The organism is Streptomyces sp. NPDC088766 (genome assembly GCF_044750845.1).
In the GTDB taxonomy this organism is placed as follows: Bacteria; Actinomycetota; Actinomycetes; order Streptomycetales; family Streptomycetaceae; genus Streptomyces.
In genome coordinates this window covers 94,270-111,046 of record NZ_JBIVKQ010000006.1, presented here as the reverse complement: position 1 = coordinate 111,046, position 16,777 = coordinate 94,270, and the positions used below count along the sequence as shown (strand labels likewise).

General features: G+C 72.7%; 11 protein-coding genes and 4 pseudogenes. 11 read left to right on the top strand and 4 right to left on the bottom strand.

Translation table 11 applies throughout. The annotated features are described in order from the left end of the window. Positions 1-73: 73 nt before the first annotated feature. Positions 74-520: pseudogene (locus tag ACIP5W_RS10980) on the bottom strand (IS3 family transposase); the annotation flags it as partial. Between the two features lie 718 nt (positions 521-1,238). After that, a complete protein-coding gene (locus ACIP5W_RS10975) occupies positions 1,239-1,676 on the bottom strand; it encodes a MarR family winged helix-turn-helix transcriptional regulator (protein ID WP_401470015.1) in 438 nt (145 codons plus the stop codon). A gap of 115 nt (positions 1,677-1,791) precedes the next feature. On the opposite strand from ACIP5W_RS10975, the gene ACIP5W_RS10970 reads away from it, so the two are divergent. Further along, the gene (locus ACIP5W_RS10970) at positions 1,792-3,300 is read left to right on the top strand and encodes an MFS transporter (protein ID WP_401470012.1); all 1,509 of its coding nucleotides are present in this window, start codon (positions 1,792-1,794) and stop codon (positions 3,298-3,300) included. A 129-nt stretch (positions 3,301-3,429) separates the two neighbouring features. Beyond that, complete coding sequence (locus tag ACIP5W_RS10965; protein ID WP_401470009.1) at positions 3,430-4,221, top strand: maleylpyruvate isomerase family mycothiol-dependent enzyme; 792 nt, start codon at positions 3,430-3,432, stop codon at positions 4,219-4,221. Between the two features lie 491 nt (positions 4,222-4,712). On the opposite strand, the pseudogene ACIP5W_RS10960 reads toward ACIP5W_RS10965, so the two are convergent. Beyond that, positions 4,713-5,294 (bottom strand): annotated as a pseudogene (locus tag ACIP5W_RS10960) (NmrA family NAD(P)-binding protein); the annotation flags it as partial. Between the two features lie 29 nt (positions 5,295-5,323). Continuing rightward, a complete protein-coding gene (locus ACIP5W_RS10955) occupies positions 5,324-6,331 on the bottom strand; it encodes an alpha/beta hydrolase (RefSeq protein ID WP_401470006.1) in 1,008 nt (335 codons plus the stop codon). Positions 6,332-6,345: 14 nt separating this feature from the next. Here ACIP5W_RS10955 and ACIP5W_RS10950 point away from each other — a divergent pair, with 14 nt between their 5' ends. From ACIP5W_RS10950 to ACIP5W_RS10910, 9 genes and pseudogenes are all read left to right on the top strand, one after another. Then, complete coding sequence (locus ACIP5W_RS10950) at positions 6,346-6,759, top strand: MarR family winged helix-turn-helix transcriptional regulator (protein ID WP_401470003.1); 414 nt, start codon at positions 6,346-6,348, stop codon at positions 6,757-6,759. Positions 6,760-7,719: 960 nt separating this feature from the next. Then, the gene (locus tag ACIP5W_RS10945) at positions 7,720-7,941 is read left to right on the top strand and encodes a hypothetical protein (protein WP_401470000.1); all 222 of its coding nucleotides are present in this window, start codon (positions 7,720-7,722) and stop codon (positions 7,939-7,941) included. Positions 7,942-8,177: 236 nt separating this feature from the next. Beyond that, positions 8,178-8,324, top strand: a pseudogene (locus tag ACIP5W_RS10940) (IS6 family transposase); the annotation flags it as partial. Between the two features lie 355 nt (positions 8,325-8,679). Next, positions 8,680-8,877, top strand: coding sequence for a thiazolylpeptide-type bacteriocin (locus ACIP5W_RS10935; protein WP_401469997.1), 198 nt, complete (start codon positions 8,680-8,682; stop codon positions 8,875-8,877). 84 nt (positions 8,878-8,961) lie between these two features. Further along, positions 8,962-9,141 (top strand): annotated as a pseudogene (locus ACIP5W_RS10930) (thiazolylpeptide-type bacteriocin); the annotation flags it as partial. Between the two features lie 116 nt (positions 9,142-9,257). Beyond that, positions 9,258-11,945, top strand: coding sequence for a lantibiotic dehydratase (locus tag ACIP5W_RS10925; RefSeq protein WP_401469994.1), 2,688 nt, complete (start codon positions 9,258-9,260; stop codon positions 11,943-11,945). After that, positions 11,942-13,102, top strand: a complete 1,161-nt coding sequence (locus ACIP5W_RS10920) for a lantibiotic dehydratase C-terminal domain-containing protein (protein ID WP_401469991.1) — start codon at positions 11,942-11,944, stop codon at positions 13,100-13,102. Before ACIP5W_RS10925 ends, ACIP5W_RS10920 begins: the two co-directional genes overlap by 4 nt. Next, complete coding sequence (locus tag ACIP5W_RS10915) at positions 13,099-14,844, top strand: hypothetical protein (RefSeq protein ID WP_401469988.1); 1,746 nt, start codon at positions 13,099-13,101, stop codon at positions 14,842-14,844. Before ACIP5W_RS10920 ends, ACIP5W_RS10915 begins: the two co-directional genes overlap by 4 nt. Further along, on the top strand, positions 14,841-16,763 hold the full coding sequence (locus ACIP5W_RS10910; RefSeq protein ID WP_401469985.1) for a TOMM precursor leader peptide-binding protein: 1,923 nt from the start codon (positions 14,841-14,843) through the stop codon (positions 16,761-16,763). The genes ACIP5W_RS10915 and ACIP5W_RS10910 overlap by 4 nt, the downstream gene beginning before the upstream one ends. Positions 16,764-16,777 lie beyond the last annotated feature (14 nt).

The window sequence follows — 16,777 nt, the reverse complement described above, 5'->3', positions numbered from 1 at the left end:
GCGCCGCCTCGTCGAACCCGTCCCACACCAACCACCCGGTCCCTGGTCGACCTTGCGGGACTCGCGACCCGGCATCCGAATGATGTATCAGTTCTCCCGGCTGGACCGGGTGTTGGCCGCGGTCACGTTGCCACAGCGCCATCTCCAGGGCGTCCAGCACGAAGACCGTTTCCTTCACGGTGGCGGCCGACCAGCCGACGACCCGGCGGGAGAAGGTGTCCACGACGAAGGCGACGTGGACGACACCTGCCCAGGTCTTCACGTGGGTGAAGTCCGCGACCCAGCACCGGTTCGGGGCACCGGCGACGAAGTCGCGGTCGACGAGGTCCGGTGCCCGGCCGGCCTGACCGCCGGACAGCGTGGTGATCACACGCCGGCCGCGGACGGCGCCGGTGACGCCGAGCTCGCGCATCAGGCGTTCGACGGTGCAGCGGGCCACCGCGTGGCCCTGCCGGTTCAGCTCCCGCCAGATCTTCCCCGCGCCGTAGACACGGTAGTCGGCCTCGAAGACCTCGCTGATCTGCTCCTACGGTTCGACGTCCCGCACGGTCCTGGCGGACGGCCTGACCTGTCGTTTGTGGTGGGCGTAGTAGATGGCAGGGGCGATCTTTCAGCCGTGCTCCGTCAGCACGCGGCAGATCGGCTCGACACCGCCGGAGCGGTCCTTGTGCTCGTCGATGAAGGCTACGAGCGCGTGTGTGGCCGGTCGAGCTCGGCCGCGAAGAAAGACGCCGCGGCCTTGAGGATGTCGTTGGCCCGCTTCAGCTCGGCGTTCTCCTTCTTCAGCCGCTTCAGCTCGGCCGACTCCTCGCTCGTGGCGCCCGGCCGGGCGCCGGCGTCGTTGATGTTTCCGGTATTGACATTGATCCTGTAGTCAGGCATCTCCCACCCCCTGGGGCGAGGAGACATCGTCACCCGTCGATCTCGTTCGACACGACGCGTCACCGAGGCGGCTCGAAGCACTCCCGCGCACAGAGGACGCAGTCACGCCACCGAGACCTCCCTCTCACCGCATCGACCGGCAGCCGACGGTATGAGTTCCGGTACACCTCGAGCCATGTGTCAGCCGCCCCCACTTGGCCCAGCGGCGGACGGATGCGTCAGCCCAGCGGTGGAGGGTCCCGTCCACCCCGTGTACAGGAGCGCCCGGACGGCCCGGGCGCGGCAGTGCCGTGAAGCTGCGACGGCGTTGACCGTCCGGGCGGGTGTGTCGCGGCTTCGGCCGGCTCGGCGCGCGGTCAGACGTGGGTGGGAGGCGAGGTGAAAGCGCGCTCCAGGAGGGTGTAGAGGGTGTCCCGCTCCTCGGCGCTGAGGTTGTCCAGGCCGGCGCGCGTGGTGTGCATCTTGCCGCGGATCACGTCGATGACGCGTTCGCCTTCGTCGGTGAGGACGACGTTCTTGACGCGACGGTCGGTGAGGCTGGGTTCACGGCGCACCAGGCCGCGCTTCTCCAGCCGGTCGACGATCCCGGTCATGTTGGAGGCGTCGCAGGTCAGGATGGAAGCCAGGACGCGCATCGCGGCGGGCCCGCGGCGCAGGACGTTGAGCGTCTTGCCTTGGCTGGCCGTGAGGTTCTCGCTCGCCGCGGCCACCGTGAAGTCGCCGTAGTAGGCGGCCAGCGACACCGACAGCAGCTCCATGAGCTGCGCCGTGTCGGCACCGCGGGTTCCTGTCATGTGGGTCACCCTAAGCCAGGAAGCTTGACCATCTCAAATAATGCCGGATACGGTCTGGCCCGTTGCTTGAAGTTGTCAAGCATCGAGGTTCTCAAACAGTTAGGTCAGAGCTTCCGTGTCCCACGCAACGCACGCACCGTCGACGAGGCCCTCCGGCCATACCGGGATCGTCCTGGTGCTCGGCCTTGCCGCCATGGTCGTCTCGATGATGCAGACCCTGGTCGTCCCGATCCTGGGCATCATCCAGAGCGACCTGAAGGCCACTACGGCGAACGTCAGCTGGGTGACCACGGCCACCCTGCTGTCAGCGGCCGTGTTCACCCCGCTGCTGGGTCGTTTCGGCGACCAGCACGGCAAGAAGCCCACACTCGTCGGTGTGCTGATCGTGATGATCGCCGGGTCGGTGCTCGCCGCCACCACCACCTCTCTGACATGGCTGATCATCGGGCGGGTGATGCAGGGTGCGGCGACCGCGATCTTCCCGCTCGCCCTCTCCGTGCTGCGTGAGGAGATCCCGCCACACAAGCTGCACGGAGCGATGGCGCTGGTCAGCGGCACGCTCGCGTTCGGCAGTGGACTTGCGCTGGTGGGTGCGGGGCTCCTCACCCAGGGCTCCGACCCCGACTACCACCGGGTGTTCTGGCTGGCTGCTGCGCTGGCGGTGGTGGCGCTGGCCGGCGTGCTGGTCACGGTGCCCGCTTCCCGGACGAAGACGGGTGGACGCACGGACTGGCTCGGCGCGCTGACCCTGGGGATGCTGCTGGTGCTGGTGCTTCTGCCGATCTCGCAGGGGCACGAGTGGGGCTGGACGTCCGGCCGTGTGCTCGGTGCCTTCGCCGGTGCGCTCGTCATGGCAGGTGTGTGGGTCCTCACCGAAAGCCGGGTCAAGGACCCGATGGTGGACATGAGGATGTTCGTCCACCGGCCCGTTCTGTTCACCAACCTGGCGGGCCTGCTGCTCGGCTTCGCGATGTTCACTCATTTCATCGGCGTCTCCTACCTGGTGCAGATGCCCGAAGACCTCGCCGGCTACGGCTTCGGCGCGTCCGTCCTGGCCGCGTCCGTGGTGTATCTGCTGCCGACCACGCTCGTTTCTCTCGTCGGCGCCCAGTTCGGCGGTGTGCTGGTGGGCAGGCTCGGCGCGCGCGTCACGCTGGCCGCCGGGGCCTGCTTCGGCGTGCTCGGTTTCACATGGCTGACCGCCGCGCACGACACCACCGCCTCCGTGATCGGCGCGGGCATGCTCATCGGTCTGGCGATCAGCTTCGGCTACGCCGCCATGCCCGCGCTCATCGTCGCCGGCGTTCCGGCTCACCAGACCGGTATCGCCAACGGCATCAACTCCATCTCCCGCTCCGTCGGCAGCGCTGTCGCGAGCGCGGTGGTCACATCGCTCCTGGCGTCGAAGACCGTCCCACTGCCGGCCGGCATGCCCGCCCTCCCTCAGGAGAGCCAGTTCACGCTGAGCTTCGCCATCGCCGGAGCCGCCTTCGTCCTGGTCGCCGCTGTCGCCCTGATCGGACTCAGGACGGCGTCCGCGCCTCGTACTCCGGTGATGCGCATGCCCGTCGCAGCCGAGACGGCCGAGCTCGCGGAGGCGAAATCCGCGGCCGAGCCGGCGTGATCGGGGCGGAGCTCAAGCCCTGACCGGGCGAGACGGCCCGTACACGCCCGGCACACCGCCGCCCGAAGCCGCAGCCGCAGCCGCAGCCCAAAGCCAGCACCCGAAGCCGCCCCAGAGAAAGGCCCCGCGATGACCCCCTCGGACCACCCCGCCCCCCGGTCCACAGCGGTCGACCACCGCGCCGCGATCGCCACCGAGACCGCCCGATTCGTCGCGGCGCTCAAGGGCGCCGACCTGACCACTCCCGTGCCGAGCTGCCCCGAGTGGATACTCGCCGACCTGGTCAAGCACACCGGCAGCGTCCAGCGCTGGTTCTCGAGCCTTCTGCACGCGCGCGTCCAGGAACCCCCGCGCACGCGGAAGGTGGACCTGCAACTCCCGGACCGGCAGGAGGAGTACGCCGACTGGCTGGCCGAGAGCGCGACCGTGGCCGCGCAGGCCTTCGCGGCCACTGACCCGAACCTGCCCATGTGGGCGTGGGGCGTCGACCAGCACGCCCGTTTCTGGGCGCGCCGGATGCTCTTCGAGACCCTGCTGCACCGGGTCGACGCCGACCTGGCACTCGGCCGCCGGCCCGCGATCGACCGCCCGCTGGCGGTCGACGGGATCGACGAGTTCCTCGTCAACCTGCCCTGCGCCGCCTTCTTCGCACCCGACGTCGCCAACCTGCGTGGTCCCGGCAAGACCATCCGCTTCCGGGCGACCGACGGTGACGACAACTGGTTCGTACGTCTGCGGCCCGACGGCTTCGGCCTCGACACGAGCCCCGCTGCGACCGACACCGCCGACGCGACCGTCCAGGGCACCGCGGCCGACCTGTTGCTGCTCCTGTACGGCCGCCTGCGCCACGACACGACGCCCTTCACCCACGACGGGGACAAAGATCTGCTGGCGCACTGGTTCGCCAACTCCGCCTTCTGACAGAGCAGCCGCCAGGCAAGCCACCGACGCACAGGCAGCACAGGCAGCGCCTGCGTCCCTGCCCCGCCGGTTCCCCAGCGACGGAGCGCCCGGACGCAGTGCGATGCCGCGTTCGACGGCCTCGCGGGCCCCCGGGCAGACCAGCGCGACGGCGGCGCTCCGGCCTCGGCGGGAAGCCGGCAGGCCGGCGCCTTGACCTGCGCCACCTGTGACGCGGCGAAAGCGCAGGGCCGCCCCGGTCGCTTGCGGTCGGCCCATCCCGGCAGGGCCGGGCCGGCGAACGGGCGCCATCACGTGCGCACGGTGTCCACCCGCACTCCCACCTCGACGGCGATACGCGCGTTGGACTGACCCAAGCCGCATAACCCGTGTCCAGGAACCAGGGCCAAGGCCCCTTCGTGACTACTTCAACCGTTGGCGGATGCGTTGCCGTGCCCGGAGCGCCGAGACCGTGGGCACGATCGCGGGGCGTTTTCATCGCGGCCGGAGGCTCAGGAACCAGCCACGTTTGTGGGCGCGGTCCAGCCGGTGGCTCGGATCCACTCGACCAGGTCCAGGGCGGCCGGCTCGATCGAGCGCACCACCGCGAGGTCCGAAGGGTTTTCCTCCGCCTTCGCGAACTGGCGGAACATCGCCTTGTCGAGGTCGTTGGGAAGCACGCTCAACGGGAGGGCCTCGTACCGTGCCGGGAGCCCGGCGCGCGCGCCGAACGCCGCGGCGATCTGGGGGCCCGTCAGCTCGTCGCCGACGAGCTCGACGACTCCGCCGGGCGCCTCCGCGATGTCGAGCAGGAGCGCGGAGGCGACCCGGCCGATGTCCCTGACCGAGATCATCTTCAGGGCGACGTCCTCCGGCAGCGGCAGCCTCAGCACGATCTCCCCATGCTCCAGGCTCGGTGCCATCACGCTCACGAAGTTCTCCATGAAGGCGGTCGCGCGAACCATCGTGGCCCTCAGGCCGGACTTCCTCAGGTGCTCCTCGATCCGGTGCTTCGAGTCGTGGTGCGGCACACCCGACTCCCGGTCCGCTCCGAAGACCGAGTTGAACACGACGTGCGGGACGCGAGGTGCTGTGACCGCATGGGTTCGCCGGTTCGGATGCCTTACAGGTTGTTCGCATAGAAGCTGGTGAGCCGTTCGACGGCAGCGTCGACGTATTCGGGTTCGTCGTACATCTCGTAGTGGCCGGCGCCGTCGATCACCATGAGGTCGACGGGGTAGGGGGCCAGCTTCCACAGCTGCATGCCGGTGTCGTAGGAGCCGGTGTTGCCGATGCGTCCGGCGAGGATGACCTGGAGTGGCTGGGTCATGAGCCGATCGGCCAGGTGGAACGCGTCGTAGCCCAGCAGGAGGGAGTCGCTGCGCAGGAGGCGCCGGTTCGTGGAGTGTTCGTTACGGCCGCGCTCGGTGCGGTAGTAGGTGACGGCCTGAGTGGTGTCGATGTCGGTCAGGCCTGCTGTTGTGGCGTCCTCGAGGGTGTCGGGCAGCCAGTTCACGCGGGTCGTCTCGCCGGAGCGGGCCTCTTCGGTCCGTGCGTCCGCGAGGGCGTCGAGTGCTGCGGCCGGACCGTCGGGGGAGAAGCTGCGGAACGCGGCGCCGATGTTGACGGGGACGACCGTGCCGACCGCTTTGATGCGGTGGTCCGTGCGAGCGGTGTGCACGGCGTAGCCGCCACCGGCGCAGATGCCGAGGACGCCGATGCGCTGCGGGTCGATGCTTGGGGTGGTGGTGAGCACGTCGATGGCGTAGGAGATGTCCTCGCCTCGGCGGTAAGGGTCTTCGAGGTCGCGGGGCTCGCCCTCGCTCTGACCCTGATGGGCGGGGTCGAGGACGAGCGCCGCGATGCCGCGGGCGGCGAGACGGGAGGCGTAATTGGCGCCGATCTGCTCCTTCACGCTGCTGCCCGGGGTGGAGAGCACCACGGCGCGCAGCGGTGCGCTGCTGTCGGCGTTGTCGGGCAGGTGGAGGTCCGCGGCGAGGTTGACGGGACCGCGCGGGATCGTGAGGTGCTTGAGCATGCCTGGCTTCCTTCGTGAGATTGTCGTTCCATGGGAGTCCAGTACAAGGAAATATATTATACGATGTGGAACTAATACGAACCTGTACCACATGGATGGAGGGCCGCATGTCAGTCGACGGGGCGCAGCTGTGGACGCTGAACCAGCGGCTGCTGGGCGTTGTGATGGACGCCTGCACGGGGGAGCTGGCCGAGCTCGGGTTGGAGACGAAGGAGTTTTTCGTCCTGGCCGAGGTGGAGGCATCGCCGTACCCGGCCGAGATCGCGACGGCACTGCTGCTCCCCAGAGCGAGCGTGACGGTCTACGTCCGCAACCTCGTCGCCAAGGGGTTCATCCGGCGCGAGATCGACGACGCGGACCTGCGGCGTCACCGGCTCGTACTAACCGCTGAGGGCACAGAGGCACGGGATCGTGCACTTGCAGCCCTCGCGGCGGAGTACGACCGCAGGCTGGCGAGGATCACTCCGCGGGACCGCACCGAGCTGCAGCGCATCCTTCAGGAGATGCTCTCGCCCGCATGAGTCCATGGTCACGAGCGGTTCGCCTGCCCGGTGAACCCCTGCTCGCCAGTGCTGTGACGAGCTGTCACCGACATGGCAGCCCTGCCGTTTCGTGTCGGTGGTGGTGCGCCGTCTGCTGGAGCGGCAGCAGGCGGGGGAGTTGTCGACCCGGCATGTGCGTGCGGTCGCTGAGACGGTGGGCGTTTCCGAGCGTACGGTGGGGCGCCGGCTGGAGCAGGCCAGGACGACCGGGCAGGTGGGGGCGCCGGTCCGGCAGGGGTGTGCGGTGTCGGACGAGGTGTGGACGCTGCTGGGCGAGGTCGGAGGGAATGCCGCTGAGCCCAGGCGCCGGCTGGCCGCGGCTGCCCCGCGGGTGAAGCCGCACACGCGTTCCGTCGCCGGAACACGTCTGTCCGCCGGCCGCGCGGAGACCTCGAGCCGTTCTACGAGCGCGATGACACGGACCTCCGCCATGGCGACCACCACGTCCACACCCTGCCGGAGATCACACTCCATGCTCTCAGGCCCACGGCACGACGCGAGCCGAGCGCAGTCATCGGTCCCGCGGACGAACGCGTGCGTGACCGCACGCTCAACAACCCCTGCGCGCCCCGAGACCTCCCCGGGCGGATGCGTCGAATCGGTGTCTGAACCTCCAGCCGTTCCTGGTTCTGACCGACATCTCCCGGCACATCAGGCCAGAAGCGCTGCCAGCGATGACCGACATTCGTTCTTCGTTTTCACCTACGCGGCCACACCGGGCCCGAGCGGCCGCGGCCGCCACGGCGCAGAGCCGTGCTGGTACGCCGCTTCGGCTTCGAAACACCCCCGCGCCGGCGGGGAACTGCACTCCCACGGTCCTTTTGACCAGGCCGGACAGCGAAACGCTGCTGGATTATTAGGCTGTGCGCCGGTCGGCCCAGGCGCGGGGTCCCAGAGGGGGTGGGGAACAGGATGTCCGGAGAACGTCACACAGCGGGGATGCTCCGGCAGATCGCCCGTCAGGGCGCCACGCTGAAGGCGGCCGCGCTGGCGCACGTGGCGGAGCAGTACGGCTGCACGTACGGCACGGCGTACAGGACCGGGTTCAAGAACTCGCTCGTGCAGGTCCGGATGTACCGGGACCCGCGGCCCGGCGCGCGCGTCCGCGAGGGGGAAGATCGCACGGCGGCTGACGGACGCCGGGTTCCTCGCGGTGCGTGACGAATGGGGCGGCCGGCGGTTCCTGCGCCCGGGGCAGCAGTTGCCCGGCCACAGCGACCCGTTCGCTGCCTGAGGCCCTGGCCTGCGGCGCGGGCAGGACCGGGACACCGCCGGGCAGCCGCTGCCGGCCGAGCCCGCCCGGCTGCCCGGCCCGTACGCGTCCCGGGGGCACTGTCACGTTGATCGACCGAGTGGGATGATCCTCGGTTCTCTCGGGGTGAGAGGGGGGATCGTCCGTGGGCAGTGCGTCGGCGTCGCACAGGGGGTGCCGGTACCCGGTCGAGGTGATCTCCCACGGTGCATGGCTCTCCTTCCGGTCGCCGCTGTCGTTCCGGGAGGGCGAGGAGCTGATGCTCGAGCGTGGTGTGTTCGTCCACCAGGAGAACCGCGGGGAAAGAGGCCTGCCCGTCCGCCTTTTCCGGAGGATTTCCTTCCCCTTCGTGTTCCTCTCCTCTTCACGTATCCGGCAGGTCCGCCCGACAACGAATTCCGCACCGACAGGTCCGCGCCATCAGTGCATCTCGGCCAGATCTGCGCCGGAGACGACGGAAAGCTCATCTCCGGGCCGACGTAAGTTCTATAGTCGGACCGCAAAAAGCGATCGATGAAGACGGGTCAAGGCGGCGCTTGCGCTGCCTTTCCGTCGTGCAATGCCTTAACCGACGGGCCGCAAGGCACCGTTTCGCACGGCCCATTCCACGCACTTTCGGTTTCGCTTTCTCGCCCGGAGGAGATCCCATGTCCGACCTCGCGCGCACCGCCCTGGACCTCCAGGACCTCGACCTGGACCTCAGCGACCTCACCGTCACGGCCCTGCGCGACACCGTCGCGCTGCCCGAGGGCGGGGCGTCCTGGGGATCCTGTTCCTGCCAGGGCTCGTCGTCCTGCGCCCAGCCCGAGCCCCAGCTGCAGACCGGCGTCGTCGACGCCGGCTGACCCGCACCCACGGCACACCGGCCCGCAACGTCAGAAGGGAGAAGCCGATGTCCGACACCAGCTCACCCCGGCCTCGACCTCGCGGGCCTCGACCTCGGGGACCTCACCGTGACCTCGATGCGCGACACCGTCGCGCTTCCCGAGGGCGGCGCCTCCAACGGCGCCAGTTCCTGCTCCTGCAGCTCGTCCTCATGCGCGCAGCCGCAGCTGCCCGTACCGCTGCAGGCCCCGGTCACACCGAGTCGTCGGCCGCGTCACCCGTGACACACCACGGGAGCACCTGACCGGCCGGCGTGCGTCGCGGGCCGCCCACTCCCGGTGGCCGGCCCGCGGCGGTGCCGCACCACGGGAACCACGGGCACGAAGGGACAGGACAGCCCATGCCGCACACCGCGAGCACCGACACACCACCCGGGCACGGCGGTTACCTCGTCGACTCGGCACCGTACGCCTTGGTCCGCGCCACCGTGCTGACCTGCCCCGCGCAGTCTCCTGCCACGGCGGCGTTCCGTGCCGCCCTCGCCCGCCTCACCTCACTCGAAGCCGCGCTGCGCGAGCTTCGCGAGCCGCTCTGCGACGACCTGTACGCCAGCCGGTCCGGCCACGGCGAGCAGTACCACCGTGACGTCGTCCTGCCGCTGCGCCGCGCACTGCACAACGGGCGCGAGCCGCGACCCGCCGTGCTGGACCGCCTGGACGACCTCCCGCGGCGAGTACCCCGGCTCGCGTCCTGGCTGGCGCTGCGCGACCGTCGCCGAGCCCTGGTGACCCAGCTGGGCAGCGCCGCCGAACCGGCACTCGCGGCCGAACGGGCGGCCCTCGCCGCCCTGTGCCGGGAGCCCGCACTCGCCCGGGCCGTCGCGCTCACCAGCGGCGACCTGCTGCGCGCCGTCGAACGCGCCGGCCGCCGGGCCGACGACCGCAAAGCCCGCAAGGAGGAGCCCACGGTGCTGCGCCACGCCTTGCGGGCCGGCACCAAGACCAGTCCCTTCTCGTGGTTCACGGCCGTCGGCTGGGGCCGGCCGACCCCACCGCGCGCCGGCCGCCCGCGCGTGCGGTCGTGGGGCGAACAGCCCCTCCTGGACGGCCCTCTGCACGCGTCGGTGAAGGTCAACCGCACCCTGACGACCGCCCTCGCCGAGGCCCTGCTGGCCGACCCGCGCCACGGCGCCGGGCTTCCGCACCGCGTCACCAGCACCGCGCGCGTCTTTGACGGACGCGCGACGTACGCCCGCGACCGGGTCGCCTTCGCCGGTGGCCGCTACCTCGTCACCGACGAGGACGCGGCGGAGGTGGCCTTCAACGGCTCCCTGCGGCTCCTGGCCCCGTACGCCGGAACCCCCGCGCCGCTCCATGAAATGGCGGAGCTGCTCGTCTCCGCCCTGCCCGGGGCACCCGACACGAACCGCGCTGCGGCGCTGGCCTTCCTCGAACGCCTCCGGCAGGCGGGTCTGCTGGTGCCGACCGATCCGGTCCCGCCGCAGGACCCGGACCCGGCGGGCCGGCTGGCCGCCTGGCTCCGCACGCTCCCCGGCATCAAAGAGCAGGGCCTTGAGGCGACCGGCCACCTCGCGGACCGGCTGGCGGGACTGGCCCATGAGACCTCGGCGTTCGCCTCCGCACCCGCGCCGCGGCGCCCGGCCCTCCTCGCCGGGCTCGCCGACGGCTGGACCCGGCTGCTCGCCGACGCCGGACGGCCCGTCCCGACGGGCGCGGCGCCGCTGAACGTCCTCTCCGAGGACGTCGTGGCCCCACGGCCGGTGCCGCTCGACGGATTCCTCGACGGGGCCGATCACGAGGCCCTGGGCGAGGTCACGGCGCTGGCCGAGCTGTTCGACCTCGCGCACGTGATGCGGCGGGACGCCCGCGACCGGTTCGTGAAGCGCTACGGCGCAGGCGGAACCTGCCCGCACCCCTGGGAGTTCGGCGCCGAGGTGGAGGAGGCCTGGGAACGGGCCGCCCGCGTCACCGCCCCGGGCCGCGACGATCCGGCCGGGTTCCCCACCGGCGTCGGGGCGCTCATGGCCCTGCGCGCCGAACTGACCGACGCCGTGCGCACCGCCGCGGCCGGATCACCGGACGGCACGGAGGTCCTGCTGCCGGCCGACGCCGTCAAGGGACTGGGCGAGCGGCTGCCGCGCTGGGCCGTCGAGCGCCCCCTGAGCTACGCGTACTTCCTCCAGCGGGACCCGGACGGCGGGATGCTCTGCGTGAACCGCGTGTACGGCGGCTGGGGCCGGTTCACCAGCAGGTTCCTCGACGCGCTCGACCCCGACGCGACCCAGGACGTGGCCGCGCAGTTGCGCCGCGGCCTCGGACCGGGCGCGCGCGCCGCCCAGATGCGACCGGTCGGAGGGTTCAACGCCAACCTGCACCCGCTGCTCGTCCCGGACGACATCGGACCCGACCGCCGCTGGACCTCACTGGCCGAGGCGGACGTGGAACTCTTCCACGACGAGGCCGGCGACCAGGTGCGGTTCCGGGTCACGGCCACCGGTGAAACGCTCGACGTGCTCTACCCCGGCTTCCTCGCCCCGCTCATGCTGCCGCGGCGCATCGCGGCGCTGCTGTCCGACCACCCGCACGGCGTGGTGGACTTCCGGTCGCTGCCGCCCCGGCACTTTGTGGACGCACCGGGGGGCGAGGTGGCCCTCGCCCCCCGGCTGCGCCACCGGCACGTCGTCCTGCACCGCCGCCGGTGGAGCCTGCCGGCCGGCGTGGTGGGAGCCCTGCACGCCGAGCTGACGGCGGCCCCCGCGATCCCGGGGGAGCCCGTGGCACGCTGGCGCGCCCTGCTCGGCCTGCCCGACCAGGTCTTCCTGCACCCCGCGCCCACCACCCCCACCGGCCGGGTGACCGAGGACTTCCTGACCCACCTGCGCCGCCCCAAGCCCCAGTTCGTCGATCTGGGCAACCCGCTCCACCTGCGCTGCCTGGCCAAATGGCTCTCCCGCCACCTTGACGGCGCCGTCCTCGAGGAGGCGCTGCCCGCGCCGGGCGGATCCGCCGTGCCGACCCGTGCGGTGGAGCTCGTCACGGAGACGTACCGGGCGGGGAGACGGCGATGACGTCCACCCCGCTCCCGGCGCACGACGACGCCGACGAGGTGCTCGACGTGGTGGCGTACTACCACCAGTCGGTCAAGGCACGGCTGCTGAGGGAGGCGGTGCTGCCGCTCACGGCGGAGTGCCGGGACCGGGGCCTGACCGCCCACGTCGAACGGCACTGGCTGCACGGCCCGCACGTGCGGCTGCGTCTTCGGGGAGCCCCGGCACGGCTCGGGCCGGCCGCCGAGCACACGGCACGGGCGCTGCGCGACTGGGTCGGCGCCCACCCCTCGCGGCGCGACCTCACCGACGCCGAACTGCTGGAGCACGCCGCCCGCAACGGGCGCGCCGAACTGGTCGCGCCGCCCTACGACCCGATCGTGCCGGACAACACGGTGCGCCTCGAACCGGTCGACCTCGCTTCCCTGCGGCACCTGCTCGGGCACGACGGCGCGGTGCTCCGCGACGACCTGCTGGACCGCGGGCTGGAGGCGCTCCGGGCGGGCGCCGGGTTCCTCGGCGAGCACGGCGACGGCGCGCGGGCGCGCGTGCAGCTCGCCGTCACGGCGCTCGCCGCGCACGCCGCCGCCCACCCCGGTGGGCTTGCCGGCGGCCACTGGTCGTACGTGTCCCACCTGGAGGATTTCCTCGTCCATGACGATCCCCACGGCCGGCTGCGGGAGGGCTTCGAACGGTCCTGGGAGAGCGCGGGCGACGCGGTGACCTCGCTGGTCGGCCGGATCACCGGGAACGCGGCACGCGGGTGGGAGCGCGACTGGGCCCACTGGTCGGCCGCCGCCTGGCGGCTGGCGCAGGACCGCCACGACGCGGGAGCCGACCTGCACGGCGATCCGCTCCGGTACCGGGAGCGCGCGGCGGCGACCGGCGACGCGGAGACGACGCAACGGTGGAGCCGGGACCTGCGTACCCGCTACAGCGAGTTCCACCGGCTGCTGCAACGCTCGGACCCCGAGGGGACGATGTGGAGCCGCCCCGACTACCTGGTCCACCGGGCCTGCACCAACGCCCTGTACCGGCTCCTCGCGATCTGCGACGTCACGCCCCTGGAACGCTACCTCGCCGCCCATCTCGTCATCCGCACGGTGCCCCGCCTGACCGGGTGCGACTGGCGCGCCGAGATGGCGGCGGCCGTTGACGCCAGGGAGCGCGGAGCATGACCACTCCCTCGGCGCCCGGAACCCTTCCGGCGAACGCCCGGGCCGCCGGCGACACCGCCGACGACGCGGCGGAGCCGGCTCTTCCCCGGCTGCGCCCCGACGTGGCCGTCACCCCGCTGCGGGCCGGCCTGCACCTGCGCGGACGGCGCGGCAGCGTCACCCTCGAGGGCAGCACGGCGCTGCCCGCCCTGTGGCGTCTGCTGGAGGAACCCCTGCGCACCGGCGATGTGACGGAACTGGACCGCAGGGCCGCGCCCGGCACCCGGGTGCGCGAGGCGCTGGACACCCTCGTCGAGCGTCTGCGGGCCCACGACCTGGTGGTGTCGGCACCGGCCGGACACGCCCCCGACTGGATCGCGGCGACGGCGGGGCGACCCGCCGACACCGCCACCGCACTGGAGGCGGCCCGTGTGGAGGTCGCGTCCGGCGTCCCGGGCGACCCGCTGGCGAAGGCCGTCTCGCGCGCGCTGTCGGACGCCGGGGTGGCCTGGACGCACGCCGTCGAACCCGCGCTGCCCGAGGACGTGGTCCTGCTGCGCGAAACCGGAGGCGGCCGGCGGGCCGTGGCCGTCGGGGCCCGGGGCGGTCGGGGGTACGTCACGGCCCCCGGCAGCCCGGAGCAGGTCTCCTCGGACGCGGCCGCGCTCGCCGCGCTCCGGCCCTCGGAGCCCGCCGGAGCCGGTCCGGCCGCGTTCGTCGCGCTGCTCGGCGGTTCGGCGGCGCAGCGGCTGCTGTGCGCGGCCGGCGGGCTGCCGGACCCGGCGAGCGAGGGGGACGACCCGCGACTGGTGCCCGGGCTGCCCGCGATCCTCGTGGCCGACGCCCGGCCCCTGCAGGCCGACTACCGCAGCTGGCTGGGGCCCGGCCTGATCGACGCCGACCGCCGCGCCCGCCTGGAGCCGGCCCGGACGCTCGCCGAGGCGCTGGGACGGGTGACGGCCCTCACCGACGAACGCGTCGGGGTCCTGCCGGGCCCGGCGCCGGGAGCCCTGCGCCAGTCGCCGGTGCCGCTCGCCTCGTGCGAACTGCCGGACAACACCGTGCTGGCCGGCGCGGCGCGCCTGGATCTGGCCCGTCTGGAGGCGTTCTGCCGGGCCGCGGAACTCCGGCTGGCGGGGCCCGGCGCCGTCCGCGCGTGGGTGGGCGCGGATCGGGCGCACGCCCTTGGCCGCGCCCTGCGCGAGACCGCGGCGAAAACCTTTCCGGCCCCGAGCACGGCACTGCCCGAGGCGCACTGGCGGGAGCATCCGCAGGCCGGCCACTGGTGGACGGCCCTCACCGGACGTCTCGGCACGCCCGCCCGACTCGAGGTGCGCCGTCTCGCCGACGAGGAGGCGTACCTGGCCGTCGTGCACGGCGGAACGGATCCGGCCGCCCACGGGCCCGTCCTCGGCGACGCGGTGGAGGCGACGCCGGGCGACGCGGCGGCGTTCGCCGCCCTGTCGGCCGCCGCCGCGGCCCACTCGGCCTCCCCGAAGCTCGCCCCCGGGCACCTCTGCCGGGCGAACGGCGCGGTGGCGGCACTGGCCACCGCGAACACCCGGCCGGCCCCTTGGGAGGACAGGGGCTGGACCAACGGCTGGCTGGCTGACCTCGCACTCCGGGAGACCGCACTGCAGGCCGTGCTGCGCCGGCTGACCGGGCTGCGCGTCCGGGAGTCCGCCGACACCGCCCCTGCGCTCGCCGCGCGACTGCGCGCGTTCGGCTTCTCGGTGCTGTACGGCCGCGAGGAGGACCGGTGAGCCACGCCGGACATCCGGTCCTCGGACCGCTGCCCGTACCGGTGCTCGACGCCGGGGCCGCGTTCGCCGCGACAGCGGGGCCGGCAGTCGTCCTGCTGACCCGGTGGACGCTGGAACTCGCCGAACGGCTCAGCCGCCACGCGCTGGCCCACCCCGTGCGCCTCGTCCCGGTGCGGTTCGACGGAGCCCTGGCCGTCGTGGGGCCGGTCCTGCGTCCGGGCGCCGCCGCCTGTCTGTCCTGCGCCGAGTACCAGCGGCTGGCCACGACGGGCGGACGAGTGCCGTGGCACAGTCCGGCCCTGGCCCTGGCGGGTGCTGCCTCGGCAGCGCTGGGCGGGGCGACCGGCACACTCGCCCTTGAGCTGCTGGAGGCGTCCGACGGCGAGTCGCCGACGCCACGGCCGGACGCGGACGCCACCGCCACGGTGCACCTCGTCCACCACGGCCGCGCCACCTGGTCCACCCACCGGGTCCGTCCGGTCGGCGGCTGCGCGGTCTGCCGGCCGCTGCCGGACGACTCGGCCGCCGATGTCCTACCGGTCCCGTCGGGCCCCCGTCCGCTGCCCGACCCCGCGGTGCTCCGTGGCGCCAACCCCCGCACCGAGGCCGCGCGGCTGCGCGCGGCACTGCACGACGAGCGGTTCGGCCCGGTGCGCCGGCTGTTCCGCAGCGAGGACTCCGCCTTCTGCCTGACGACGGCGTTCGTCACGGACGGACGGGTGGTGGACGACGGCGGATACGGGCGGGCCGGCGACTTCCGCACCAGCGAGCGGGTGGCGCTCTTCGAGAGCATCGAGCGGTTCGCGGGCATGCGGCCGACCGGCCGGCGGACCCGACTGCGGGCGTCCTTCGGCGCACTCGGGCCGGACCGGGCCGTGGATCCCGTGCGCCTGGGGCTGCCCGACCCCGCCTACCAGGGCCATCCCGCCTCGCGGACCGTCCCGTACAGCCCCGACCTGGAACTGGACTGGGTCCACGGCTGGTCCCTCACCCGGCGCCGCGCCGTGTCCGTGCCCGAGCACGTGGCTTACTGGGACGTGCCGGGCGACCGGCCGCGCGTGGTGTACGAGTCCTCCAACGGCTGCGGGCTGGGCAACAGCCTGGAGGAAGCGGTGCTCTACGGGCTGTTCGAAGTCGCGGAGCGGGACGCGTTCCTGATGGCCTGGTACGCCTCCACCCCGCTCGCCCGAGTGCAGCCGCCGCCCGAGGACCCGGAGACGGCCCTGCTGGCCGACCGCGCTGAGCTGGCCGGCTACCGCCTCGTGCTCCTGGACGCCACGAACGACTTCGGCGTCCCGGCGGTCGTCGCGGTCTGCCGGTACGAGGGCTCCCGTCCCGGGGCTCCGAGGATGCTGCTGGCCGCCGGCGCCCACCACGACCCGCGCGTCGCGATCCGTTCGGCGGTGGCGGAGGTGGTGACCAACGTCCTGGAGTCCGCGCACCGTTCCGGTCCCGGGAACGGCCTGCGGGACCCGGCGCGGCTGCTCCCGATGCTCGACGACCCGGAACTCGTGGTCACCCTGGACGACCACGTGGGGGTGAACTCCCTGGCCGAGGCGGCCCCGCGGCTGGCGTTCCTCTTCGCCGACACTCCGACCCGCTCCGTCGCCGAGACCTGGCCCGGCGCGCCGGAGCCGGTGGCGGACCTGAGCGTCCTGCTCGACGCGACCGTGCGCCGGCTGACCGACGAGGGACTGGAGGTCATCGCCGTCGACCAGTCGGAGCCGGGGCTGAGGGAGCGGTTCGGCCTGCACTGCGCCAAGGTCGTCGTGCCGGGCTCGCTGCCCATGACGTTCGGTCACGTCAACCACCGCGTCAGGGGCCTGCCGCGCCTGCTCCGGACACCGTACCGGCTGGGCCGCACGGACCGGCCGCTGCGCCCGGACGACCTTGCGATCCACCCCCACCCCTTCCCCTGACCTCGCTCCTTCCC

Bases quoted from the DNA above. Each gene is read 5' to 3' on its own strand.
- ACIP5W_RS10975 (WP_401470015.1), bottom strand. From the start codon at position 1,676: ATGACAGGAACCCGCGGTGCCGACACGGCGCAGCTCATGGAGCTGCTG.
- ACIP5W_RS10965 (WP_401470009.1), top strand. From the start codon at position 3,430: ATGACCCCCTCGGACCACCCCGCCCCCCGGTCCACAGCGGTCGACCAC.
- ACIP5W_RS10955 (WP_401470006.1), bottom strand. From the start codon at position 6,331: ATGTGGTACAGGTTCGTATTAGTTCCACATCGTATAATATATTTCCTT.
- ACIP5W_RS10950 (WP_401470003.1), top strand. From the start codon at position 6,346: ATGTCAGTCGACGGGGCGCAGCTGTGGACGCTGAACCAGCGGCTGCTG.
- ACIP5W_RS10945 (WP_401470000.1), top strand. From the start codon at position 7,720: ATGCTCCGGCAGATCGCCCGTCAGGGCGCCACGCTGAAGGCGGCCGCG.
- ACIP5W_RS10935 (WP_401469997.1), top strand. From the start codon at position 8,680: ATGTCCGACCTCGCGCGCACCGCCCTGGACCTCCAGGACCTCGACCTG.
- ACIP5W_RS10925 (WP_401469994.1), top strand. From the start codon at position 9,258: ATGCCGCACACCGCGAGCACCGACACACCACCCGGGCACGGCGGTTAC.
- ACIP5W_RS10920 (WP_401469991.1), top strand. From the start codon at position 11,942: ATGACGTCCACCCCGCTCCCGGCGCACGACGACGCCGACGAGGTGCTC.
- ACIP5W_RS10915 (WP_401469988.1), top strand. From the start codon at position 13,099: ATGACCACTCCCTCGGCGCCCGGAACCCTTCCGGCGAACGCCCGGGCC.